Origin of the sequence: Streptomyces sp. NPDC048197 (assembly GCF_043202395.1) — a bacterium.
In the GTDB taxonomy this organism is placed as follows: Bacteria; Actinomycetota; Actinomycetes; order Streptomycetales; family Streptomycetaceae; genus Streptomyces; species Streptomyces siderophoricus.
Genome location: NZ_JBIDAJ010000015.1, coordinates 109,657 through 131,800 on the forward strand (window position 1 = coordinate 109,657; position 22,144 = coordinate 131,800).

Annotated in this window: 23 protein-coding genes and 1 riboswitch; of the genes, 13 read left to right on the forward strand and 10 right to left on the reverse strand. The window is 72.9% G+C overall.

What is annotated here, in order from left to right; all coding sequences use genetic code 11:
• Positions 1-110 precede the first annotated feature (110 nt).
• From ACGF4C_RS20940 to ACGF4C_RS20955, 4 genes are all read right to left on the reverse strand, one after another.
• Positions 111-1,109 carry an ABC transporter permease gene (locus tag ACGF4C_RS20940; protein WP_261955588.1) on the reverse strand — a complete coding sequence of 333 codons (999 nt, stop codon included), beginning with the start codon at positions 1,107-1,109 and terminating at the stop codon, positions 111-113.
• A gap of 406 nt (positions 1,110-1,515) precedes the next feature.
• Positions 1,516-2,313, reverse strand: a complete 798-nt coding sequence (locus ACGF4C_RS20945; RefSeq protein WP_201811116.1) for an enhanced serine sensitivity protein SseB C-terminal domain-containing protein — start codon at positions 2,311-2,313, stop codon at positions 1,516-1,518.
• 120 nt (positions 2,314-2,433) lie between these two features.
• Positions 2,434-3,237, reverse strand: a complete 804-nt coding sequence (locus tag ACGF4C_RS20950; RefSeq protein WP_393568175.1) for an enhanced serine sensitivity protein SseB — start codon at positions 3,235-3,237, stop codon at positions 2,434-2,436.
• A 134-nt stretch (positions 3,238-3,371) separates the two neighbouring features.
• Positions 3,372-4,121, reverse strand: coding sequence for an AAA family ATPase (locus ACGF4C_RS20955; protein ID WP_393568299.1), 750 nt, complete (start codon positions 4,119-4,121; stop codon positions 3,372-3,374).
• Between the two features lie 217 nt (positions 4,122-4,338).
• Positions 4,339-4,434: riboswitch (glycine riboswitch) on the forward strand.
• A 150-nt stretch (positions 4,435-4,584) separates the two neighbouring features.
• On the opposite strand from ACGF4C_RS20955, the gene gcvT reads away from it, so the two are divergent.
• The 7 genes from gcvT (at position 4,585) to ACGF4C_RS20990 (ending at position 11,816) form a co-directional block, all read left to right on the forward strand.
• Entirely contained in the window at positions 4,585-5,712 is a 1,128-nt protein-coding gene (gcvT, locus tag ACGF4C_RS20960) for a glycine cleavage system aminomethyltransferase GcvT (RefSeq protein WP_393568177.1), read from the forward strand.
• A 130-nt stretch (positions 5,713-5,842) separates the two neighbouring features.
• Positions 5,843-6,220 (forward strand): glycine cleavage system protein GcvH, encoded by a 378-nt coding sequence (gcvH, locus tag ACGF4C_RS20965; RefSeq protein ID WP_030412406.1) that lies wholly within the window; start codon positions 5,843-5,845, stop codon positions 6,218-6,220.
• 55 nt (positions 6,221-6,275) lie between these two features.
• Entirely contained in the window at positions 6,276-7,538 is a 1,263-nt protein-coding gene (gene glyA, locus ACGF4C_RS20970; protein ID WP_388961910.1) for a serine hydroxymethyltransferase, read from the forward strand.
• Positions 7,539-7,794: 256 nt separating this feature from the next.
• On the forward strand, positions 7,795-9,477 hold the full coding sequence (locus ACGF4C_RS20975; protein WP_393568180.1) for an APC family permease: 1,683 nt from the start codon (positions 7,795-7,797) through the stop codon (positions 9,475-9,477).
• Between the two features lie 106 nt (positions 9,478-9,583).
• The gene (locus ACGF4C_RS20980) at positions 9,584-10,969 is read left to right on the forward strand and encodes an L-serine ammonia-lyase (protein ID WP_393568181.1); all 1,386 of its coding nucleotides are present in this window, start codon (positions 9,584-9,586) and stop codon (positions 10,967-10,969) included.
• A 185-nt stretch (positions 10,970-11,154) separates the two neighbouring features.
• Positions 11,155-11,427 (forward strand): hypothetical protein, encoded by a 273-nt coding sequence (locus ACGF4C_RS20985; RefSeq protein ID WP_393568183.1) that lies wholly within the window; start codon positions 11,155-11,157, stop codon positions 11,425-11,427.
• Positions 11,424-11,816: a type II toxin-antitoxin system VapC family toxin gene (locus tag ACGF4C_RS20990; protein ID WP_393568185.1), complete on the forward strand. Its 393-nt coding sequence runs from the start codon at positions 11,424-11,426 to the stop codon at positions 11,814-11,816. The genes ACGF4C_RS20985 and ACGF4C_RS20990 overlap by 4 nt, the downstream gene beginning before the upstream one ends.
• A 99-nt stretch (positions 11,817-11,915) precedes the next feature.
• Here the strand turns inward: ACGF4C_RS20990 and ACGF4C_RS20995 are convergent, their stop codons facing one another.
• The 4 genes from ACGF4C_RS20995 to ACGF4C_RS21010 all read right to left on the reverse strand — a co-directional run bounded on the left by ACGF4C_RS20995 (position 11,916) and on the right by ACGF4C_RS21010 (position 14,458).
• Entirely contained in the window at positions 11,916-12,224 is a 309-nt protein-coding gene (locus ACGF4C_RS20995; protein WP_030799642.1) for a hypothetical protein, read from the reverse strand.
• 142 nt (positions 12,225-12,366) lie between these two features.
• Positions 12,367-13,101, reverse strand: a complete 735-nt coding sequence (locus tag ACGF4C_RS21000; protein ID WP_393568186.1) for a phosphatase PAP2 family protein — start codon at positions 13,099-13,101, stop codon at positions 12,367-12,369.
• Positions 13,102-13,154: 53 nt separating this feature from the next.
• Complete coding sequence (locus tag ACGF4C_RS21005) at positions 13,155-13,760, reverse strand: phosphatase PAP2 family protein (protein ID WP_393568188.1); 606 nt, start codon at positions 13,758-13,760, stop codon at positions 13,155-13,157.
• Positions 13,757-14,458 carry a DedA family protein gene (locus tag ACGF4C_RS21010; protein WP_393568190.1) on the reverse strand — a complete coding sequence of 234 codons (702 nt, stop codon included), beginning with the start codon at positions 14,456-14,458 and terminating at the stop codon, positions 13,757-13,759. Before ACGF4C_RS21010 ends, ACGF4C_RS21005 begins: the two co-directional genes overlap by 4 nt.
• Positions 14,459-14,572: 114 nt before the next feature.
• Between ACGF4C_RS21010 and ACGF4C_RS21015 the strand changes: the two genes are divergently transcribed.
• The gene (locus ACGF4C_RS21015; RefSeq protein WP_393568191.1) at positions 14,573-15,001 is read left to right on the forward strand and encodes a BlaI/MecI/CopY family transcriptional regulator; all 429 of its coding nucleotides are present in this window, start codon (positions 14,573-14,575) and stop codon (positions 14,999-15,001) included.
• Complete coding sequence (locus ACGF4C_RS21020; protein ID WP_393568193.1) at positions 14,998-15,954, forward strand: M56 family metallopeptidase; 957 nt, start codon at positions 14,998-15,000, stop codon at positions 15,952-15,954. The genes ACGF4C_RS21015 and ACGF4C_RS21020 overlap by 4 nt, the downstream gene beginning before the upstream one ends.
• Before the next feature lie 58 nt (positions 15,955-16,012).
• Here the strand turns inward: ACGF4C_RS21020 and ACGF4C_RS21025 are convergent, their stop codons facing one another.
• Entirely contained in the window at positions 16,013-17,473 is a 1,461-nt protein-coding gene (locus ACGF4C_RS21025; protein ID WP_393568195.1) for an ATP-binding protein, read from the reverse strand.
• Position 17,474: 1 nt separating this feature from the next.
• Positions 17,475-18,242: a response regulator transcription factor gene (locus ACGF4C_RS21030; protein WP_393568197.1), complete on the reverse strand. Its 768-nt coding sequence runs from the start codon at positions 18,240-18,242 to the stop codon at positions 17,475-17,477.
• 235 nt (positions 18,243-18,477) lie between these two features.
• Here ACGF4C_RS21030 and ACGF4C_RS21035 point away from each other — a divergent pair, with 235 nt between their 5' ends.
• The 4 genes from ACGF4C_RS21035 to ACGF4C_RS21050 all read left to right on the forward strand — a co-directional run bounded on the left by ACGF4C_RS21035 (position 18,478) and on the right by ACGF4C_RS21050 (position 22,130).
• Positions 18,478-19,707, forward strand: a complete 1,230-nt coding sequence (locus ACGF4C_RS21035) for a glycosyltransferase family 4 protein (protein ID WP_393568199.1) — start codon at positions 18,478-18,480, stop codon at positions 19,705-19,707.
• 284 nt (positions 19,708-19,991) lie between these two features.
• Positions 19,992-20,546 carry a GH25 family lysozyme gene (locus tag ACGF4C_RS21040; protein WP_393568200.1) on the forward strand — a complete coding sequence of 185 codons (555 nt, stop codon included), beginning with the start codon at positions 19,992-19,994 and terminating at the stop codon, positions 20,544-20,546.
• A gap of 218 nt (positions 20,547-20,764) precedes the next feature.
• On the forward strand, positions 20,765-21,595 hold the full coding sequence (gene nadE / locus ACGF4C_RS21045) for an ammonia-dependent NAD(+) synthetase (protein ID WP_393568202.1): 831 nt from the start codon (positions 20,765-20,767) through the stop codon (positions 21,593-21,595).
• 181 nt (positions 21,596-21,776) lie between these two features.
• On the forward strand, positions 21,777-22,130 hold the full coding sequence (locus ACGF4C_RS21050; protein WP_030799666.1) for a hypothetical protein: 354 nt from the start codon (positions 21,777-21,779) through the stop codon (positions 22,128-22,130).
• The last annotated feature ends 14 nt before the right edge of the window (positions 22,131-22,144 follow it).

Consider the following 22,144-nt stretch of genomic DNA (forward strand, 5'->3'; position numbering starts at 1 on the left):
TCGGTGTCCCCTTCGTTCGGTCTTCGTACGGTCTTCGATCGGTCTTCGTTCGTCGAGAAACGTCACAACACAAAGCGCGGTGGCGGCTGGGGCGGACGCCCGCGGTGCCGTCAGCGGCTGCGCGGGTCCAGCGCGTCCCGCAGACCGTCACCGAGCAGGTTGAAAGCGAGCACGGTGACGAAGATCGCGAGGCCGGGGACGATCATGTACTGGGGGTCGACCTCGTAGTACTTGACCGCCTGGTTGAGCATGCCGCCCCAGGAGGCCTGGGGCGGCTGGATGCCGACGCCCAGGAAGCTCAGCGCGGCCTCGAAGAGGATGTTGGAGGGGATCAGCAGCGTCGAGTAGACGATGATCGGGCCCACCAGGTTGGGCAGCAGCTCCCGGAAGAGGATGAACGGTCCGCGCGCGCCCATGCCCCGGGCGGCGTCCACGAATTCCCGCTCGCGCAGCGACAGCGTCTGCGCGCGCACGATCCGTCCCATGTACGGCCAGTTGAAGAACCCGATCACGAAGATCAGCACCGAGATGTGCAGCGGCAGGCCCTCCAGGCCGAAGGCGCCGCCCTGCAGCGAGGCGGAGATCGCGATGGCGAACAGCAGCAGCGGGAACGCCAGGAAGACGTCCATCATGCGGCTGATGAAGGCGTCCACCCGCCCGCGGTAGAAACCGGCGATCACGCCGAGCACGGTGCCGATGGCGACCGACAGCAGCGTGGCGCCGAACGCCACGATCAGCGACACCCAGGAACCCTCCAGCACCCGGGCGAGCAGATCGCGGCCGAACTTCGGGTCCACGCCGAGCAGGTGGTCCCCGCTCATCCCGCCGAAGTCCCCCTTGGGCAGCGTGGTGTTGGGGTCGATCAGCGACTCGTTGGGCGCGTTGGGGTCCAGCCCCAGCAGGGCCTGCAGCGGACGGGAGAGCGCCGCGACGGCGATCAGCAGGATGACAACGATGGCACCGGCCACCGCGACCTTGTCCCGCCGGAAGCGCAGCCATGCGATCTGGCCGAGCGAGCGCCCTTCGATGCGCTTGCTCGACACGCCCTCCAGCACCGCTTCCGGCTGCGCCTCGGCAGCCGCCCCGGTGGTCTCGATCGGTGCGGTCACGGTGCCTTTGACCCCTCTCGGCCGACGGTGGCCGGCCCCTGCCCGCCGCGGTAGCGGCCTGGTTCACGTCAATTGGTGCACTGCGGAGCAAGTCCGGTGTTCCCCGCGGGAGTTCACCTTGCGGAAGGAAGTGGTTCACACGACGCCGACCGGAATGTCGCTCGCACATAGGACCGAGGCCCTTGTTGGTTCCGGAGTCTTCATCCCCTTCGCGATCAGTCACCAGCCCTGACAAGGAAAGGATGCGCAACTGTGATGTGCTCCACGGCTTTCCGTTATACGGACACAAGTTCGGGCTGAGCGGAGCCAGGAGCCGCGGGAGAGCACCTCAACCGCGGGGCACACAGGGCGAATTCAGCACAAAACCCCTGCCGGAGCGACACGCTCCGACAGGGGAGACCGGCTGTCAGTAAGGACGCGGGTAGCCGTAGCCGTACGAGGGCGCCGGCGGCTGGGCCGGCTGCTGGGTGTAGCCGTCACGGTCGAAGAACGGCCGCGCGGCGGCCCGCATCCACATGGCGACCGGGTCGTACTCGTCGTTCATCGCGACCGTGGAGACCGGCAATCCGTCCGGAACGGCACCAATCGACTGCTGGATCATCAACCGGGCCGAATCCACCGCCTGCGGACCGGTGTCGTACAGATCCAGACCGATCGCCAGATACGGGGCACCGAGCGCGGGCTGCACCCAGGCGCGGCGCAACGACCGTACGGCGGGCGTGCGATGGGCGTTCTGCGCCAGCAGCGCGTAGAACTGCGGGATGTCGATGACCGGTTCGGAGATCCGCAGCGGACCGGCGGGCAGCCGGTCGAGCCCGCCGGCGATCCGGCGCAGATCCAGCCAGGGAATGCCGACGCCGCCGCCGGGAGCGTGCGGATTCAGCCACAGTCCCCAGCGGTCGGGGAAGAGCGCGGCGGCGATCTCCCGGCCGGTGACGACCTCGTGGTCGCGGTTCCAGCCGGAGGCGGCGAGTTCGGGCGCGGAGGTCACGCAGGGCGCGTAACCGAGGCCGTCGACCTCCATGTTCCCGTACTGCGCGTCGGGCGAGCCGGCCCGGCCGTGCCAGAGCAGCATCCAGACCTGGCCCGCGGCGAGTGCGTGCAGCAGGGCTTCGTAGGCGTCGTAACGGCCGGGCGAGACCTGCTGCAGCAGCTGCTCCAGCTGTCCGGCCGCCGCCGGCCCCTGATGCGCACCCGCACTCACGTGGTCCGTCCCCTCTCTCGGCAGGGCACGTGTGGGTGCGCCCGCGCGTCATCCAACCAGCTTAGGGCTTGCCGATGGTCCAGGGCCGGAAGGCCGCGGCCTCCGCAACAGCGGCGAACCCTAGGAGTGCTCGCGCGAGTAGAAGGGCCGTACCCGCTCCAGCATCCAGTCGGCCACCGGGTCGCCCTGGGCGAGGTCGAGCATGACGAGCTGTACGGGCCAGGGCACCGGCACCGCGCCGAGGGCCCGCCCCAGCCCCGCGAGCACCACGTCACGGGCCGATCCGTCGTGCAGCGCCTCGGGGACCGTGGCGACCTGGACACCGACGAACAGTGCGGGCGTGTCGCCTTCCACACTGGCCAGGACACGCCGGGCAGTCAGGACAATTCCGACGCCGGAGAATTCCAGTCCGGCAGCGGCCAGGAAGTCCACCGGCTCGTCCTGCCAGTCCGGTTCGAAGAGCCGCACCCGGCCGCCGCCCGGCAGCCCGCCGGTGTCCGGTTCCTGACGTCCCGAGCGGCACAATTCGGCCACCGCGGGCGGCGGCACCGGGACGCCGACCGTCCCGTCCGGATTCACCACGATCCCGATCTTCGGCGGCAGCCCGCGGGCGAACTCCCGGGCCGGCGCGACGGTGAACGACATGTGCGAGCCGACGACCCGCAGGAACTCCTGCTCGGAGCTGTAGACCGGGACGTAGGCCAGCCCGCCGATGTCGACGGTGGGCAGGTCCAGTCCGGCGGTACCCAGGCCCGCACCCTGCGGACCGCCGCCGTTGGGCAGCGGCACCCACACCCGGCTGCGGCCCAGGACCTCGACGATCCGGCCGCCGGCGCCGGGATGCCCGACCGAGGCGGCCAGCACCTCTTCCAGTTCGTTCGCCGGCCAGGCCAGCTGCGGTATCCCCTGCTCCGGAAAGTTCATCTGCATCCACCCGCGTTCCACACCGCACTCCGCACTTTCTGGCCCATGACCCTAGACGAGAGGAAGCGGTGGCCGCGCCCACCGGACGGGTCGCGCTGCGGCGGGCCGCCGCGCGGGCAAAGGCGCGCCGCCGGTCAGCGGAAGGTGAGGGTTTCCAGGGCGCTCGCCGCGCGGCGGTCCAGCAGCACGGCCGAGGCGAATCCCCGCGGCAGCCGGGCCGCCTCCGCGCCGCCGACCAGGTGGGAGACCGCCCGGCGGTGCCGGGCGAAGGCGTACCCCGACACCCCGCGGCCGCGCGCCTGCTGGCCGGCCCGGGCCACCTCCGGTGCCACGTCGAGCAGGACGAGATGCAGCCCGCGGCCGCCGCGGCCGGCCGCCCGGGCGATCCAGCGGCGCACCCACGCCAGCGTCCCGCAGTCGTGCACCACCACGCTGCGGCCGGAGCGCAGGGCCCGGCCGAGCGCCAGATAGTGCGCGGCCCGGACCAGCGGGCGGTACAGGCCGTAAGGAAGCCGGCGCAGTCGGCCGCTCTCCCAGCGCTCGCGGACGTCCTGGGAGTCGATCCGGTGCACCTCGGCCCCGCCGCCGTCCAGCGACGGCACGACCCGGTGCATCAGGGTGCTCTTGCCGCTGCCGGGCAGGCCGGAGACGACCACCAGGTCACCGGGCGGGAACCGCAGCTCGGCGGCGGTCCGGGCCCGGCCGTCGCCGCGCAGGTCCACCACCCGCGCCCCGCGCCCCGGCCGGACGACCGGGCGGGCCGGGCGCCGGGCCCGGGGTGCGGCGGCGCGGACCGTCACCGGCTCGGCGGCGCGGACCGCCGCCGGCTCTTCGGGTCCGGCCCCCGAAGTGGCCGCGAGTGCCGCGTCCCTCTGCACCGTGATCACCCTTCCCGTCCGGGTTACGGTCCGGCCCGAGGCCGGTTCCCTACCCGCAGAGTGTCAAGAAAAGGTAATGGCCATCAAGGTGATTGTCCGATCCGCCCACGTCGGGGACGGTGCGCCGACCGGGCCTCCTGTATTCGGCGATCCCGTGCAATGATGTGCGCGCCACGTGCACATCTCGGTTCACCCGTGCACCGCCAACTCCATACCGGCCGCTTGAATCCGCGCGGGAGAGTCCCCGGCCGCCACGGCGGGGCGCCGAAGGAGCAAGTCCTCCCTTGAATCTCTCAGGCCCCTATACCGCGCGGGCGAGGCAGATCTGAAAAGCGAGTCCGGCCCGGCCCACGGGGCGGCTCCACCCAAGGTGCAAACCGGGCCCGTTCGCGGGCTCCCGGTGAACCTCTCAGGTTCCGATGACAGATGGGGAGAACGTCTTGTCACCCCTGCCTGGGAGCCCAGAACCATGACTGATGCCCCCCGCCGCACGGCGCTCGATGCCACGCATCGGGCACTCGGCGCGACCATGACCGACTTCGCCGGCTGGGACATGCCACTGCGTTACGGCAGCGAGCGCGACGAACACGTCGCGGTCCGCACCCGCGCCGGCCTCTTCGACCTCTCCCACATGGGCGAGATCACCGTCACCGGCCCGCAGGCCGCCGACCTCCTCGACTTCGCCCTGGTCGGCAACATCGGCGGGGTGAAGACCGGCCGCGCCCGGTACACCATGATCTGCAACGCCGAGGGCGGCATCCTCGACGACCTGATCGTCTACCGCTTGGCCGACCAGGAGTACATGGTGGTCGCCAACGCGTCCAACGCCCAGGTCGTGCTGGACGCGCTGACCGCCCGGGGCGGCGGCTTCGACGCCGTGGTCCGCGACGACCGGGACGCCTACGCGCTGCTCGCGGTGCAGGGCCCGGAGTCCCCCGGCATCCTCAAGAAGCTGACGGACGCCGATCTGGACGGGCTGAAGTACTACGCCGGCCTGCCCGGCACGGTCGCCGGCGTCGAGGCGCTGATCGCCCGTACCGGCTACACCGGCGAGGACGGCTTCGAGCTGTTCGTCCGGCCGGCCGACGCGGTCGCCCTCTGGGAGGCGCTGACCGAGGCCGGCAAGGACGTGGGCCTGGTGCCGTGCGGGCTGTCCTGCCGGGACACCCTGCGCCTGGAGGCGGGCATGCCGCTGTACGGGCACGAGCTCACCACCGCCACCACCCCGTTCGACGCGGGCCTGGGCCGGGTCGTGAAGTTCGAGAAGACGACCAACAACGGCGACTTCGTCGGCCGCGCCGCGCTGGAGGTGGCCGCCGAACGCGCCGAGGCCGCCCCGCCGCGCAAGCTGGTCGGGCTGATCGCCCAGGGCCGCCGGGTCCCGCGCGCGGGCTACCCGGTCGTCTCCGCCGACGGCACGGTGATCGGCGAGGTCACCTCGGGCGCCCCCTCCCCCACGCTCGGCAAGCCGATCGCCATCGCGTACGTCGACGCGGACTGGGCCACACCGGGCACCGAGGGTGTCCACGTGGACATCCGTGGAAGCCATGAGCCGTACGAGGTCATCGCGCTGCCCTTCTACAAGCGGCAGAAGTAACGGTTCGTCCCGGCGGACCGGACGGCGGCGCGCCACCGCGCGTCTCACTGTGCAAGACGCTCCCCCCGGACTTCGTCCCGGGAGGTGCCCCCATTCACGATCACACCCTCGCGTACAGGAGAATCGAGCCATGAGCAACCCCCAGCAGCTGCGCTACAGCAAGGAGCACGAGTGGCTGTCGGCCGCCGAGGAAGGCGTCTCGACGGTCGGCATCACGGAGCACGCGGCGAACGCGCTCGGCGACGTCGTCTACGTGCAGCTCCCTGAGGTCGGCTCCACGGTCACGGCGGGCGAGAGCTGCGGTGAGCTGGAGTCGACCAAGTCGGTCAGCGATCTCTACGCGCCCGTGCACGGCGAGATCGTGGAGATCAACGAGGACGTCGTCAACGACCCCTCGCTGGTGAACTCCGCCCCGTTCGAGGGCGGTTGGCTGTTCAAGGTGAAGATCAGCGACGAGCCCGCCGAGCTGCTGTCGGCCGACGAGTACGCCGCGTTCATCACCGGTTGAGCCACCCCGCCCGTTGGAAGTGCTCTGCGCCCTCTGACCCCTCCAGGAAAGACCCATGTCGCTTCTGAACAGCTCCCTGCACGAGCTCGACCCCGACGTCGCCGCGGCCGTCGACGCCGAGCTGCACCGTCAGCAGTCCACCCTCGAAATGATCGCGTCGGAGAACTTCGCCCCCGTCGCCGTCATGGAGGCCCAGGGCTCCGTCCTCACCAACAAGTACGCCGAGGGCTACCCCGGCCGCCGCTACTACGGCGGCTGCGAGCACGTCGATGTCGTCGAGCAGATCGCCATCGACCGCATCAAGGCCCTCTTCGGCGCCCCCTACGCCAACGTCCAGCCGCACTCCGGCGCCCAGGCCAACGCCGCCGCCATGTTCGCCCTCCTCAAGCCTGGTGACACCATCCTGGGTCTCAACCTCGCCCACGGCGGGCACCTGACCCACGGCATGAAGATCAACTTCAGCGGCAAGCTCTACAACGTCGTCCCCTACCACGTCGACGAGAAGACCAACCTGGTCGACATGGACGAGGTCGAGCGCCTGGCCAAGGAGCACCGCCCCAAGCTGATCGTCGCCGGCTGGTCGGCCTACCCCCGGCAGCTCGACTTCGCCGCCTTCCGCCGCATCGCCGACTCCGTCGACGCCTACCTCATGGTCGACATGGCGCACTTCGCGGGCCTCGTGGCGGCCGGGCTGCACCCCTCCCCGGTGCCGCACGCCCACGTGGTGACCACCACCACCCACAAGACCCTCGGCGGCCCCCGCGGCGGCGTCATCCTCTCCGCCACCCCGGAGATCTCCAAGAAGGTCAACTCCGCGGTCTTCCCCGGCCAGCAGGGCGGCCCCCTGGAACACGTCATCGCGGCCAAGGCGGTCTCCTTCAAGGTCGCCGCGTCCGACGAGTTCAAGGAGCGCCAGCAGCGGACCCTGGAAGGCGCCAAGATCCTCGCCGAGCGCCTGGTCCAGGACGACGTCACCGAGCACGGTGTGTCGGTCCTGTCCGGCGGCACCGACGTCCACCTCGTCCTGGTCGACCTGCGCAACAGCCAGCTCGACGGCCAGCAGGCCGAGGACCGTCTGCACGAGGTCGGCATCACCGTCAACCGCAACGCCATCCCCAACGACCCCCGGCCCCCGATGGTGACCTCGGGTCTGCGGATCGGCACCCCGGCCCTGGCCACCCGCGGCTTCACGGCCGACGACTTCCGCGAGGTCGCCGACATCATCGCCGAGGCCCTCAAGCCGGACCACGACGCCGAGGCCCTCAAGGCCCGGGTCACCGCGCTCGCGGAGAAGTACCCGCTGTACCCGTCGCTGTGACGCGTCTCATGCGGTGATCCTCCGGTCCGCCGGCCCCCGGCGGACGCGGGCTCAACGGGCCGTGAGCCCGGGGCCGTTGGTCCCGGGCTCGTGGTCCGCATGCCCGGATTCCCCTCCTCCTTCGCCGATGTCGCGCGCCCTCACGGCGGAACCGGTGATTCACGGTGATTCGCGCGAAATAAGGTGTCAGCGGCATACGCAGCAACCCTTCAACGGCGAGGGGGCATTTCGACAGCAGGACGGACGACACCACCCCATGGACATGAGCGCGGGCGACCGGAAGGGGCTCAGCCTCTTCGCCCTCATCATGATCGGCATCGGCTCGATCTTCGGCTCCGGCTGGCTCTTCGGCGCCGGTGCCGCCGCGCAAGTGGCGGGCCCCGCGGCACTGGTCGCCTGGGTGATCGGTGCCGTCTTCATCGGCATGATCGCGATGACCTACGCGGAGGTCGGCGCGGCCTACCCGATCCCCGGCGGAATGGCCCGCTACGGCCACCTCTCGCACGGACCGGTGCTCGGCTTCCTCACCGGCTGGGCGGTGTGGATCGCGACCGCCTCGCTCATCCCGATCGAATCGATCGCCGCCACCCAGTACATGACGTCCTGGGGCTTCGGCTGGGCGAAGGGGCTGGTCGAACCGGCCGGCCACCAGCTCTCGGCATCCGGCATGGCCGTGGCGCTGGCCCTGACCGTCGCGCTCTGGCTGACCTGCTACTGGTCGGTGCAGCTGCTGGCCCGCGCCAACACCGTGCTCACCGTGGTGAAGTTCGCCATCCCGGTACTCGCCGTGGCGGCGCTGGCCGCCTCCGGCTTCCACACCTCGAACCTCACCGCGCAGGGCGGCTTCGCCCCGTACGGCTGGTCGGCCGTGCTCACCGCCGTCACCGCCTGCGGCGTGGTCTTCGCCTTCAACGGCTTCCAGGCCGTGGTCAACCTCGGCGGCGCCGCCCGGAACCCGGGCCGGGCCATCCCGGTCGCCCTGGTCGGCGCGCTCGCCCTGGGCCTGGTGATCTACCTGGCGCTGCAGACCGCGTACCTGGGGGCGGTGCCGCCCGAGCAGCTGGCCCGGGCCGGCGGCTGGCAGGGCGTGAACCTGGGCTCGCCGTTCGCCGACCTCGCCAAGCTGCTGATGCTGCACTGGGTGGTCACCATGCTGCAGTTCGGCGCGTTCATCTCGCCGGCCGGCTCCAACATCGCCAACGTGGCCTCGGCCGCGTACATGGTCACCAACCTGTCGGAGACCGGCTTCTTCCCGCGGAAGCTGGCGGCCGTGCACCCGCGGTACGGCACCGCCCGCCCGGCGATGTGGCTCAACCTCGGCTTCTCCGTCCTGTTGCTGCTCACCGTCGGGCGCAGCTGGCAGGCGCTGGCCGGGGTGGTCTCGGCGGCCATGGTCATCTCGTACCTGATCGGCCCGATCGCGGTGGGGGTGCTGCGCCGGACCGCGCCGGAGCTGCCCCGTCCGTTCCGGCTCCCGGCCGCCGGCGTCCTCTCCCCGGTCACCTTCGCCTTCGCGGCCTGCGCCCTGTACTGGTCGAAGTGGCCGGACACCGGCAAGGTGACCGCGCTGACGCTGGTGTCCGTGCCGATCGCGGTGCTGGTGCTGCGCCACCGGGCCGGGTCCCTCGGCGCGGCCCGGCTGCGGCGGCAGTTCGCCCCGGCCTGGTGGATGATCGCCTTCCTGCTCTGGCTGGCCGCGCTGTCCGCGCTGGGCAGCCCGGACTTCGGCGGGCACGGCATCATCCCCGGTGGCCTGGACATCGCCCTGGTCGCGCTCTCCGCGCCGGCCTTCTACTTCTGGGCCGTACGGGCCGGCGTCCGGGCCCGGGCGACCGGCCTGACCGGCCCGCCGGCCGCCACCGTGGCCGCCCCGTCACCCGTTGTGCACCCGACACCTCCTGTTACGTCCACCGACGACCGCCCGACGGTTTCCGTCTGACGGCACCGCGCCGGGTCCGCGTTACGCTCGACATTCGGCGCAGAAACGTACCTCTTCGTCCGATAGCTCCACCGTCCACCACGAGCAGACAAGGGAGTCCGCCCCCGTGGCCATCTCCGTCTTCGACCTTTTCTCCATCGGCATAGGTCCCTCCAGCTCCCACACCGTCGGCCCGATGCGCGCCGCCCGGATGTTCGCCGGCCGGCTCAAGAAGGACGGTCTGCTCGCCCGGACGGCCCGCATCCACGCCGAACTCTTCGGCTCCCTGGGCGCCACCGGCCACGGCCACGGCACCCCCAAGGCCGTCCTGCTCGGCCTGGAGGGCGACTCCCCGCGCACCGTCGACGTCGAAACCGCCGACGACCGGGTCGCGGCGATCAAGGAGTCCGGGCGGATCAGCCTGCTCGGCGCCCACGAGATCGCCTTCGACTTCGACGAGGACCTGGTCCTGCACCGCCGCAAGACCCTGCCGTACCACGCCAACGGCATGACGGTCCGGGCCCACGACGCGGACGGCACCGAGCTGCTGAGCAAGACGTACTACTCGGTGGGCGGCGGCTTCGTCGTCGACGAGACCGTGCTGGCCGGGGAGGCGGCGGCCGGCGAGAACCCGATCGTGCCGGACGACACGGTCCTGAAGTACCCCTTCCGCACCGGCGACGAGCTGCTGCGGCTGTCCCAGCAGACCGGCCTGTCCATCTCCGCGCTGATGCTGGAGAACGAGAAGGCCTGGCGCACCGAGGACGAGATCCGCGAGGGCCTGCTGGAGATCTGGCGGGTGATGCAGGCCTGCGTGACGCGCGGCATGTCCCGTGAGGGCATCCTGCCGGGCGGCCTGAAGGTCCGCCGGCGGGCGGCCGGCTCGGCCCGCAAGCTGCGTGCCGAGGGCGACGCCACCACCCGCGCCATGGAGTGGATCACCCTCTACGCGATGGCCGTCAACGAGGAGAACGCCGCCGGCGGCCGGGTCGTGACCGCGCCCACCAACGGTGCCGCCGGCATCATCCCGGCCGTACTGCACTACTACATCAACTTCGTGCCCGGCGCCGACGAGGACGGTGTGGTGCGCTTCCTGCTGGCCGCCGGCGCCATCGGCATGCTCTTCAAGGAGAACGCCTCCATCTCCGGCGCCGAGGTCGGCTGCCAGGGCGAGGTCGGCTCGGCCTGCTCCATGGCCGCCGGCGGTCTGGCCGAGGTCCTGGGCGGCTCCCCCGAGCAGGTCGAGAACGCCGCCGAGATCGGCATGGAACACAACCTCGGCCTGACCTGCGACCCGGTCGGCGGCCTGGTCCAGATCCCGTGCATCGAGCGCAACGGCATGGCCGCCGTCAAGGCCGTCACCGCCGCCCGCATGGCCCTGCGCGGCGACGGCCGGCACCACGTCTCCCTGGACAAGGTCATCAAGACCATGAAGGACACCGGCGCCGACATGAGCGTCAAGTACAAGGAGACGGCGCGGGGCGGGCTCGCGGTCAACATCATCGAGTGCTGACGGTGTCGGCCTCGTAGGCCCTGACCAGCGCGTTCGTTTCTTTGGGCGCTGTCAGGGCCTTCCGGCTTACGCGACGGAAGGCCCGAGACTCCCTGTGGCAGACGTGTCCACGACGGCCTCGCCCGACCAGCCGGGGACGGGACGGAACACGAACCCAATAACAAGAAATTTGTTAAACTTGCCGCATGGCAGCCTCCCCAACTCCCGGTGAAGGCCCTGTGCGCCCGGTCTCCGTCTCCCTCCACGAGGGCACCATCGCGGCCCTCAGGGCACGCACCGGCAAACGAGGCCTCTCCGCCTACGTCGAAGCCCTCATCCAACGCCAACTGGAACGCGACCGACTGCGCGAACTCATCGATGACGCCGAAGCCGACCACGGTCCCATCGACCAAGCCGCCGTCGAGGCCAAGCGAGCCATTCTGCGCGGCGACGCGGCAGGCTCGGTGGATGCCGCGTGAGCGGCACGCTCGTCCTGGACTGCGAAGGCCTGTCCACACTCGTACAACGCACGCCCGAACTCACCGAGTGGCTGGCCGCGGCCGAGGCTGAGGACATCCGCGTCAGCGTCAGCTCGGTAACTCTCGTCGAGGCTCGAGACCCCAGGACCGACCAGGCGCGCTTCGACTTCGCCGTTTCCCGCGTGAACATCGTCCCGCCCACCGAAGCCATCGCCCGTCGCGCCAGCAAACTCCTCGCCTCGGCCGAACTGCACGGGCACAAGTACGCCCTCGACGCCATCGTTGCCGCCACCGCACTCGCCTCACCCGCCCCCGTCACCGTCCTGACCTCTGACCCCGAGGACCTCCAGGTCCTCTGCGGCCCCAGCGTCCGCATCCTCAAGATCTGACACGCGGCAGACGGTGTGGGCCTGGCTCGTGCAAGGACCGTTTCGAAGCGTCGAATCAGCAGCTCAGCGCCGTGATCAGACGTCGGTCCCGGGGCGCGGTTACCTGCCGATCTCCCAGGCGAAGGGCGGGAGTTCGCGCGCCCGGGAGTAGATCTCCAGGGCGTGCCGGGCCGGGACGAAGGGGTGCACGCGGGCGCCTTCGAGGCCGGCCAGCAGGCGGGCGCAGTGGTGTACGCAGCCGGCCACCTCGCGGCCGTGGCGGTCGACGATGGTGGCGGCGTCGTGCGGTCCCTCGCACGGGGTGGGGTCCTTGACGGCGGCGGCCGGGCAGCGGCCGGGCGGGGCTCCGGCGACGGTCTCCCGGCCGGCTGCCGGGTGCGGGGACCGGGCGTCGAACGGCTGGTTCATGGCGAACTCCCCCTGGCGGTGCGGTGCGGCGGTGCGTGCCGTGGGCGGTGGCGGGATCGGTACGGTCCCGGCGCCCAGGACAGTGGTGCTCGGCGCGGGCGGCGTCCATGCCGCCTTGGGGAAGACCTGGTCGGATCGTCAGCTATTCATGGGAATGCCCACCCCTGGGCTGCGCCGCGCCGGAGTGCGCCCGGGGCGCCCGGGTGCGGAAGGCGGCCGGTTCCAGGAGGAGGGCGAGGGTGAGCCAGGTGGCGGCCAGGAGCCAGCCGCCGACGACGTCGCCGAGCCAGTGGACGCCCAGGTAGACCCGGGTGAGGCCGACCCCGGCGGCCCAGAGGGCGAGGACCGCGCACCAGGTGCGGGCGACGGCGGGGCCGCAGCGGTGCGCGAGGCCCCAGGCGAGCAGGCCGGCCGCGAGCGCGGAGGTGGTGGCGTGGCCGGAGGGGAAGGCGTACCCGGTGGCGTGCCCGGCCCAGTCGACGGCCGGTGGGCGGGCCCGGGCGAGCAGTTCCATCAGGCCGTAGCGGACCGCCTGGCCGACGGCGAGGACGACCACCGTGCAGGTCACGGCCCGGAGGCGGCCGCTCGCGCCGCGGCCGGCCAGCAGTCCGGCGAGAACGGCCATCAGGTAGGGGACGAGGCCGGTGCCGGTGGCGGTCAGGGCCCGCGCCAGGGACCGCACCGGCTCGCCGTGGTGGGCGGCGGCCCAGTGGACGGTGTCCTGTTCGGGGGCGAGCGGGGTGCCGTGCCGTACGGAGACGGTGGTCGCGGCGGCGGCGAAGAGCACCGCACAGACCGCGGCCAGGGCGCGGAGCGCGCCGTTCCCCGGCCGGGGGACGGAGCCGGGGCCCAGTTCCGGCCGCGGTTGCCGGCCCACCACCGGCTCCCGGTCCGGCCCGGGCCCGGTCCCTGTCTCTCCTCCCGGCCCGGTCACCGCGCGGCCACCAGGGGGCGCAACCGGGTCGTGCGGATCCGGGCGACGGCGGGGGCCGCGCGGTCGGCGAGCGGGGTGAGTGCCCAGGCCAGCAGGCCCCCGGTGAGCAGGCCGGCGACGGCGTCGTGCGGGTAGTGGGCCCCGATCCAGACCCGGGAGGCCGCCATCAGGACGGCGGCCGGGACGGCGATCCGGCCGAGCCGCCGGTCGCACAGGAGGAGCGCGACCGCGGCGGCCGCGGCGATGGCGGCGTGGTTGCTGGGGAAGGACCAGTCGCCGGGCCCCGGGCAGCTCTCGACGGTGAGGGTGTGCAGCGTCCGGCACGGCCGCTGCTCGTCGAAGAGGCTCTTGACCAGGTCGTTCGCGAGGTAGGCGAGGACGACGGTCAGGGGGGCGGCCAGGGCCGTGGCCATCGCGCCGGGCCCGCGGCGGCGCGCCCGCCACCAGGCGAGCAGCATCAGCCCGGCGAAGAGCGCCAGGCCGTAGTCGCTCCAGGCGGCGACGGCGGTGTTCAGGCCGTGCGGGGCGCGGTGCGCGAGACCGGTGAGCCAGGTGTAGGCGGTGCCGTCGATCGCGGCTCCGCCGAGGGCGAGGGAGGTCATGGGCGCTGCTCCTCCGGGTGGGCCGTCGCCGGGCGCCGGCGGGCGCGGAGCACCTCCAGGGCGAGCGGGGTCAGCGACACCGCCACCACGAGGGCCACCAGCGGCAGCAGATAGCGGTCGACGTTGGGCACGGACGAGCCCAGTGCGTAGCCGGCGAGGGTGAGGCCGAGCGTCCAGAGCACTCCGCCGGTGATCTGCCAGAGGGTGAAGGTGCGGGCGGGCACCCGAAGGGCCCCGGCCAGCGGGTTCAGCACGGTGCGCACGATCGGCACGAAGCGGGCGAGGACGAGGGCCTTGGCGTGGCCGTAGCGGGCGAGGTATGCCTCGGCGCGGGCGGCGCCCTCGTGCAGCTTGCGGGCGCGGCTGCGGGCCAGCAGGGCGCGGCCGCCGCGCCGGCCGAGCCAGTAGCCGGTCTGGGATCCGGCGAGCGTGCCCGCCGCGGCGGCGAGCAGCACCTGGGGCAGGGCGAGGTGCACGGCGCCGCCGGCGCCCGGTGCGCAGAGCAGTCCGGCGGTGAAGAGCAGGGAGTCGCCGGGCAGGAAGAACCCGACGAGCAGTCCGGTCTCGGCGAACAGGACGACGGCGACGCCGAGCGCTCCGAACGCGGCGAGCAGCGAGCCGGCGTCGAGCACGTCGACGGCCTGGCCCATGCCGCTCGCATCGGCTGCCACCTGCGCAAACGCAGCGGCTACGGCCATGTCGGTGGCCCCTTACATAATGGGTTGCGGGCCTGCCGCGCGACCGGCCCGACCGACTACAGTCACGTAGACGGTCTACGGAACTGTAGACGACGAGCAGGTGAAGGGCGTTCCATGTCGGAGACACCACCCGTGCAGCGGCGCCCCTCCGGCGAGCTGGAGGCGAGCGTCCTCGCCGCGCTCTGGGCGGCCGAGGGGCCGCTCAGCCCGGCCGAGGTGCAGAGCGCCCTCGGCGGCCGGCTGGCCCGTACGACCGTGACGACGATCCTGTCCCGGCTGCACGACAAGGGCGCGGTGTCCCGCTCCCGGGCCGGCCGCGGCTTCGCGTACTCCCCGATACAGGACTCCGCGGGGCTGACCGCCCGGCGGATGCGCAGCGAGCTCGACAAACAGCACGACCGCGGCACCGCGCTCACCCGCTTCGTCTCCCAACTCACCCGCGAGGACGAGCAGTTGCTGCGCTCCCTGCTGGAGGGCGCCGCGGACGGCCCGCAGGGGGCACCGGGGACCGGCCGGCCGCCCGCCCCGGGGGCCGCCCCGTGATCGTCGCCGTCTGGATCCCGCTGCTGATGCCGCTGCTCGCGGTGCCCGCCGCCCGCCGGCTGGCCGAGTCGCTGCCGCCGCGCGCCGCGGCCTGGCTGCTGACCGGCTGCGCCGCCCTGCTCGCCGGGTGCACGACCGCCGCGCTCGGCCTGCTGGTGGCCGCCGGGGCGCTGCGGCTGCCCCCGGTCGCCGCCCTCGGTCATCTCTCCCTCCCACTTGCCGACGGCGATCCGGCCGTCATGCTCCCCGCCGCCGGGGCCGCCGGCCTCTCGCTCGCCGCCTGCGCCCTCGCCGCCGTGCACCGCGCCCGCCGGCACCGCACCGAGCTGCGCGCGGCCCGGCGCGCCACCGCACCACACCCGGTCTCCGGCGACCTGTGCGTGCTGCCCGACGCCGCGCCCGATGCGTACGCCCTGCCCGGGCGGCCGGGCCGGGTGGTGGTCACCGCCGGGATGCTGCGGGCACTGTCCGCCGCCGAGCGCGAGGCGCTGTTCGCCCACGAGCGCGCCCATCTCGCCGCCCGGCACCACCTCTTCCTGCTGACCGCCGCGCTCGCCGAGGTCTGCCATCCGCTGCTCCGCGGGCTGCGCGCGCCGCTGGCGTACGCCTTGGAGCGCTGGGCGGACGAAGCGGCCGCCGCCCGGGTCGGCGACCGCCGGGTCACCGCCCGCGCCATCGGCCGTGCCGCCCTGGCCGCCGGCCCCCACGCCCCGGCGCCGCACCGTCCCCGTACGGTCCTCGCGGCGACCACCGGCCCGGTGCCGCGCCGGGTCGCCGCGCTGCTCGGCTCCCAGGCGTCGGCCGGCCGCCCCCGGATACCCACCGGCCTTCGCAGCCGCCGGCTGGTCGCCGCGGCCCTGCTCACCTGCGTCACGTTCTCCGCGGCCGCCGCCCTGGACGCCGCGGCGGACCTCCACGCGTCGGTGGAGGTGGCCCAGGGCGAGACCCGCTGAGGGGTGGGGGCTGAGGGACGAGGGGCTGAGGGATGGGGATGGGGACCGGCCCGCTCGCTCAGTGCGCGTAGCCCCGCCCGACCGTGAAGCCCAGGACGGCTCCGCCGCCGGGGCGGGCGGCGGCGAAGGCATGGCCGCCGTGGGCGGTGGCGATCTCCCGGACGATGGCGAGGCCGAGGCCCGAGCCGGGCAGGCCGCGGGCGGCCGCCGAGCGGTAGAAGCGGTCGAAGACCCGGGTGAGGTCGGCCTCGGCGATCCCCGGGCCCCGGTCGAGGACCTCGATCCGGGCGCCGGTGACCCGCACCTCGATCGGTTCGGTGCCGCCCGCGTCGAACTTGGCGGCGTTCTCCAGGAGATTGCCGATCGCCCGGTTCAGCGCGGCCGGCCGTCCCCAGGCCACGGCCGGGCGGAGGGTGCGTACGGTGATCTCGCGGCCGGTGCGGCGACGGGCGGAGGCGGCGGCCTTCTCCGCGACCTCCGCCAGGTTCACCTGCGACAACGGGTCGTCGTCGCGCTGCCCGGCCGCCAGCCCGACCAGCTCGTTGACCAGATCGCTGAGCTCCCGGGCCTCGCCCGCCAGATCGGCGAGCAGCTCCTCGCGGGCGTCCGGCGGCAGGTCGTCGAAGCGCTTCAGCAACGAGATGTTGGTCCGCAGCGAGGTCAGCGGGGTGCGCAGCTCGTGCCCGGCGTCCTGGACGAGGCGCTGCTGGTCCTGGACAGCGCTGGCCAGCCGCCCCAGCATGTCGTCGAAGGCCCGCCCCAGCCGGGCCACCTCGTCCCGGCCGGCCACCGGCACCGGCACGTCCAGCCGCCCGTGCTCGGCGACGCTCTCCGCGACCGACGTCAGCCGCACCAGCCGGCCGGTGATCCGGCGCGCCAGCCACCAGCCGACCGTGCCGGCCAGCGCGATGACCACCGCCGCCAGCAGGATGGTGCGCTGCTGCAGCGCCGACAGCAGATCCTCGGTCTCGCTGAACTTCTGGGCGACCTGCACCGCCCCGCGGCCGCCGCCGAGCGCGACGGTCGCGACGTGGTACTCGTCGTCGCCGAGCTCCGCCTCCCGCTCCGCGTGCCGGCCGGCCTGCGGGTCGGTGGCGATCCGCCGCTCGGCGGCACCGGCCGGCAGGGCCGGGCGCCCCAGCTCCACGATCCGGCCGCCGGCGCCCAGGATCTGCACGTCGGTGCGGGTCGGCCGGGTCAGGTCGTCGCGCGGCCCGTCGTGGTCGGGGTCGGAGGCCGCGTAATCGGCCGGCCCGAACTGCTTCTCCTGCACCTGGGTGCGCAGGTCCCGGACGACCTCGGAGAACACCGACCTCTCGTCGACCCGCACCAGCCGGGCCGCCGCGTCGTAGCTGAGGAACCCCACGAGCACGGTGACCGCGGCAGCACCGGCGGCGAACGCCACCGCGAAGGCGGTCCGCAGGCTGGCCGGCCGGCGGGTGCGCAGCCAGGCGGCCCGCCCGTGGTCCCGCCAGGCGCCGGCCCGGGACCGGAACCAGGCCCGCAGCCGGCCGGGCACCTCAGTCCTCCCGCAGGACGTAGCCGACGCCCCGCACCGTGTGGATCAGCGGGCGGCTGCCCGGGACGTCGACCTTGCGCCGCAGGTAGCCGACGTACACCGCGAGGTTCTTGGAACCGGGCCCGAAGTCGTAGCCCCAGATCCGGTCGTAGATCGTCGAGTGGTCCAGGACGATCCCGGCGTTCCGGGCGAGCAGCTCCAGCAGCTCGAACTCGGTCCGGGTCAGCTCCAGCTCGCGGTCCCCGCGCCAGGCGCGCCGCGAGGGCCCGTCGATCCGCAGGTCCGCCGCCTCGACGACCCCGCTGTCCACCGCCCGGACGTCGTACCCGCCGGCCGCCTCCTCACCGCCCGGCCCGGAAGCCGCCGCGGGAGCGCCACCCGCTGCGGTCCCGGCCGCGCCCTCCGTGGTCCGCCGCAGCAGCGCCCGCAGCCGGGCGAAGACCTCCTCGACCTCGAACGGCTTGACCACGTAGTCGTCCGCGCCGGCGTCCAGGCCGGCGATCCGGTCCGCGGTCTCGACCCGGGCGGTCAGCATCAGGATCGGGGTGCGGTCCTGCTCGGCCCGCAGCACCTGGCACACCTGCAGCCCGTCGATGCCCGGCATCATCACGTCCAGCAGGATCACGTCCGGCCGCTCGCGGTGCGCGGCGGCCAGCGCCTGGATGCCGTCGGCGACCGCGGTGACCCGGTAGCCCTCCAGGGTCAGGGCACGCTCCAGGGCGGTGCGGATGGGGCGGTCGTCCTCGGCGAGCAGTACGGAATGGGTCACCCGGCAAGTCTGCCAAGGTCACTGCGGGGCGGCGGCGGGCGGCCGGCCCGGCGGCGGCTTTCTTACCCGGCTCTCACCCACGGTTCTTACCGGCCTCTCACCCCCGCCACGCAGTCGGCTTACCCCTTGCCGACACGGTGGCCCCCGTGCCGGACGGGCCGGCACGGCGGGTCGGCCGCGGTGCGCGACCCGCCGGCCCCACGACGGGGCAGACCTCGGGAAGACACCACTCCGGATGAAGATCACCCTCCTGCTGCACAACGCGTACGCCATCGGCGGCACCATCCGCACCACCTTCAACCTCGCCGCCGCGCTCGCCGGCCGGCCCGGCGTCGACGAGGTCGAGATCGTCTCGATGCTGCGCCACCGCGAGGTCCCCCGGTTCACCCTCGACCCCCGCGTGCGGCTGGTGCCCCTGGTGGACACCCGGGTGGGCAGCGACGACATGGCGGACCCGCGGTTCGGCGAGCCCGCCCAGGACTTCCCGCTCGCCGAGAAGCGGCACCACCAGTACAGCCGGCTGGTCGACGTCCGCGCCGCGGAGTTCCTGCGCGGCACCGACGCCGACGTCCTGATCGGCACTCGCCCCGGCATCAACGTCTACCTGGCCCGTTTCGGCCCCCGCCGCGCGCTGCGGATCGCCCAGGAGCACCTGCGCCACGACGCGCACGGCAAGCGTCTGCGCGCCGAACTCGCCCGGCACTACCGGCACTTGGACGCGCTGGTCACCACCACCGAGGCGGACGCCGCGGTCTACCGCACCCGGATGCCGCTGCCCGGCGTACGGGTCCTGGCGGTGCCCAACATCGTGCCCGCACCGCCCGTCGCACCCTCCGACGGCACCGCGAAGGTGGTCGCGGCGGCCGGCCGGCTGGTCCGCGGCAAGCGCTTCGACCTGCTGATCGAGGCGTTCTCCGCGGTCTCCGCCAAGCACCCCGACTGGCGGCTGCGGATACACGGCGGCGGTGCCGAACGCGACCGGCTCCAGGGCCTGATCGACGGGCTCGGGCTGACCGGACGCGCCGAACTGACCGGGCCGCGCTCGCCGATCGAGGCGGAGTTCGCCAAGGCGTCGATCGTGGCCTCCGCCTCGGACGCCGAGTCGTTCGGCATGACCCTCGTCGAGGCGATGCGCTGCGGTGTGCCGGTCGTCAGCACCAACTGCCCGCTGGGGCCGGCCGAGATCATCGACGACGGCACCGACGGCCTGCTGGTGCCGCCCGGCGACGGCCGGGCGCTCGCCACCGGGCTGCTCGGCCTCATCGAGGACCCCGTGCGCCGCCGGACGATGGCCGAGGCCGCGCGGGAGAGCGCCCGCCGTTACGACCCCGAGCCGATCGCCGAGCGCTACCAACTCCTCTTCCAGGAGCTGCGCGCCACCCGGACCCGCCGCGCGGTGCACCGCACTGTCGGCCGCGTCCGGCGCCGGGCCCGCGCCGTCCTGCGCCGCGCACTGCGCCGCTGACGGGCCGTCTCCTCCCGCACCCGCTCACCGGGACAACATCCTCCACCTGCCGGTGAACTGGCGGGCCGTGGGGAACGTACGTCCGGTCAGGAACGGGAAGACTCAGGGAAAGGGCAGACCGAGGACGCGGGGCGCGCACGGACGCCGAACGGGCACGGCACGGGGACGGCACGGCCCGGCGGGCACGGAACACGCACGGCACAGCACGGCACTCGTGGCAAGGCAGTTGACGTGTCGAGCAGTTGGCGCTTCGAATCGCAGGTCCGATCGGCAGGAGGCCACTCATGCTGCACGGTGTCGATGTCAGCTCCTACAACACCTCATATTCCGTCGAGGGGCTGGACTTCGTTTTCGTCAAGGCGACCGAAGGCCGCTCCTACATCAATCCGCACCAGAACTCCCAGGCCGCGAAGGCCCGTAAAGCGGGCTGCGTGGTGGGTTTCTACCACTTCCTGTGGCCGGGCCACATCTCCGCCCAGGCGCGGTATTTCGTGGAGAAGTGCGCCTCGGTCCCGGGCGACATCCTGGCCTGCGACTGGGAGCGCACCGGCGACGGGACGGCCGCCAGCAACGCGCAGAAGGACCAGTTCCTGGTCGAGGTGAAGAAGCTCCGCCCCAAGCACCGGGTGATGCTCTACTGCAACCGCGATTTCTGGCTCCACCACGACACCACGTCCTACGTGGCCGACGGCCTGTGGATCGCCGATTACGTCGCCGCCGGTCATCCGCGGATCAAGGCGAAGTGGCGCATCCACCAGTACACCGACCAGCCGCTGGACAAGGACGTCGCGAACTTTTCCAGCCGGACCGCTCTGAAGAAGTGGGCGCACCCGGCATAAAGTTTCCTACGGCACGCGAAAGCGCGCTCACGGCCACCGTCCGTATGCCGGCGACCAGCAGAACGCGACCTCGCGCAACGCTTCGTAGGCGGAAAGGCGACAACCGGTGACCGGGGCGCGCGGTGCGTGACCAGGACCACATTCCCCGAACGGGATCTCGCACCGAAAACGCCCGCGAGCCCGTACCGGAAACGAACCCGAGCGGAAAAGGAGCAGCCGTGACCGACCCGGCGTCCATGGCCCTGCAGCAGGAGATCGCCCGGGATCTCCAGGTAACCGCGTCCTTCGACGCCGAGCAGGAGATCGAGCGCCGGGTGGCCTTCCTCACGGAGCAGCTGACCTCCTCGGGCCTGCGCTCGCTGGTCCTGGGGATCAGCGGCGGCGTCGACTCGACCACCACCGGGCGGCTGTGCCAGCTCGCCGTGGAGCGGGCCCGGGCCAACGGCTACGAGGCGACGTTCTACGCGATGCGGCTGCCCTACGGCGTCCAGGCGGACGAGAAGGACGCCCAGCGCGCGCTGGAGTTCATCCGCGCCGACCGGGAGCTGACCGTCGACGTCCGCCCGGCGAGCGACGCGGCGCTGCAGGCCGCGGTGGACGGCGGGCTGGTCTTCCGCGACGCGCACCACCAGGACTTCGTGCACGGCAACATCAAGGCCCGGCAGCGCATGATCGCGCAGTACGCGGTCGCGGGGGCGCACGACGGACTGGTCGTGGGCACCGACCACGCGGCCGAGGCGGTCTCCGGCTTCTTCACCAAGTTCGGCGACGGCGCGGCCGACGTCGTGCCGCTGACCGGTCTCACCAAGCGCCGGGTGCGCGCGGTGGCGGCGGCCCTGGGCGCCCCGCAGGAGCTCGTCACGAAGGTGCCGACCGCCGACCTGGAGACCCTCGACCCGGGCAAGCCGGACGAGGACGCGCTCGGCGTGAGCTACGACCAGATCGACGACTTCCTCGAAGGCAACCCGGTCCCGACCCCCGCCTTCGAGGCCATCACCCGCCGCTACCGCTTCACGGCCCACAAGCGGGCACTGCCGGTGGCGCCGTAGCCGGGAGGCCGGCGGCCGGCCCGGCCGCCGGCGCCATACCCCGCCCGTCATGCGCCCGCAAGGGGACGGTCACTCTTCCGGTGCTAAATCGTGGGCGTGGGCGGGCATGAATGCGGGCATGGGAAGCCGCGAAGTGCGATCGGAAGATCAACTGTCAGTGGGTCCGCCTACGCTCCAAGGCATGGGTTACGCACACCTGCGCGAACTCCAGACCGCGCTGACCACCGCCTCCGACCTGACCACCGCCCTCCAGTCCGCGCCCAACCGGCACGACGCGGACCAACTCGTCGACGTCCTCCGGCAGGCGCTGACCGCCGCCAGCTCGCTGGGCGCCGAGACCGGCCCGACCGGCTGCGCCCTGCATCCGCACGGCGCGGTCGACCCCCTGTACGGCGATCCGGAGGACCCCCTCCCGCCGGGCTACGGCAAGTGCCTGCTCTGCAACGACCGCCGGCGCCGGGCGGATGCGCACCACCCGCACATACGCCGGTTCGCCCGCCCCCACCCCCGCTGGCGCCGCCCCCTGAGCGCCTGACGCCCGGGGGCGGA